Genomic DNA, 1,194 nt, shown 5'->3' with positions numbered 1-1,194 from the left:
TCCATTTAAAGAAGTTAAAGCAATAGATATAAATAAAGATGAATTAGTAATAACAGATGGAAACAGAGTAATAGTATATAAATTAAAAGAAGGAAAAATAATAAAATCATTTATTATAGAACATATAGTAAGCAATATAAAATATATAGAAGAAAACAAAATAGTAATTACAAGTGACAATATGATTTTTAAATAGAGTAATGAAGTTTTAATGTATTTAAAAAGTAAAAAATCAACTTAACCGGAGGTGTTATGTCGTGGTGGTGAAAAAATATTCTATAATAGCATTAGTAATAATATTAATAATTTTAATATCAAGCATGGGGTTCTCTCTAAAATTTAAAATTAATGAATACAAAGAAATAAATGAAATTATAAATAGCAAAAAGTTTTTCCACCATACTCTGGATAAAAGTTTTTTCAAAAAAAACACTTATGAAGAAAGATTAAAAAATATTATGCTAGTAGAAATCAAGAAATATGAAAGTGATAAAAATAGTGTAAATTTTGAATATTATGAGTTTTTAGATAATAAAACGGCAAAAGACTTTTTTAAAAAAATACAAAACGAATTAGAAGAAAAAAATTTTATGAAAATAAAAACAAATGTTTCGATAATGATAATCGATTATTATTTTGTATCCCAAAAACATAATGGATATTATTTTAATATTTATAAAAATAAAAATAAAGTTATTATTGTATATGGTAAAAAAAAGGAATATGTCGATGAAATATCAGAAATATTATTATAAATTCATATACCAGGTTAACTCATGAAAAGAATAAAAAAATTCATGAACTACATAATAAGAGATATATTAATATGGAAAAGCTATAAAACCCAGGCAGTGCTGGGGATACTCAGTGGATTCTTAGGATTATTACAATTTGGATTCATGGGAAGGTTTATAGCTCAGGGGAATTACTTTCCAATGATAGAGCAATACGGAGGAAATATCTTAGCATATTTTATATCAGGAAGTGTATTCATGAGTTATACAACACTATCACTAACAACATTTAAAAGTGTAATAAGGCAGGAGCAGGTAATGGGAACAATAGAATACCTGCTTCTGTCAGAAACGCCATTATGGGAAGTATTTATATACACAATATTTTCAAGATTAATATTTACAATAATAAACACAGGAATAGTGTTTATATTTTTAATATATACATTTGATGTAGAAA

The 1,194-nt window shown here is 23.5% G+C and carries 2 protein-coding genes and 1 pseudogene; all 3 read left to right on the top strand.

Features of this window, described 5'->3' with window-relative positions; genetic code table 11:
• Positions 1-196: hypothetical protein (locus tag XO12_RS11085; RefSeq protein WP_175420348.1), on the top strand; the 196-nt coding region annotated here is incomplete at its 5' end.
• A gap of 61 nt (positions 197-257) precedes the next feature.
• Entirely contained in the window at positions 258-755 is a 498-nt protein-coding gene (locus XO12_RS11080; protein WP_175420347.1) for a hypothetical protein, read from the top strand.
• A 21-nt stretch (positions 756-776) separates the two neighbouring features.
• Positions 777-1,194, top strand: a pseudogene (locus XO12_RS11075) (ABC transporter permease); the annotation flags it as partial.

Source organism: Marinitoga sp. 1154 (assembly GCF_013363285.1).
Taxonomy (GTDB): domain Bacteria; phylum Thermotogota; class Thermotogae; order Petrotogales; family Petrotogaceae; genus Marinitoga.
Note: the sequence above shows the minus strand (reverse complement) of the source record. Positions and strands in the feature narration are given on the sequence as shown.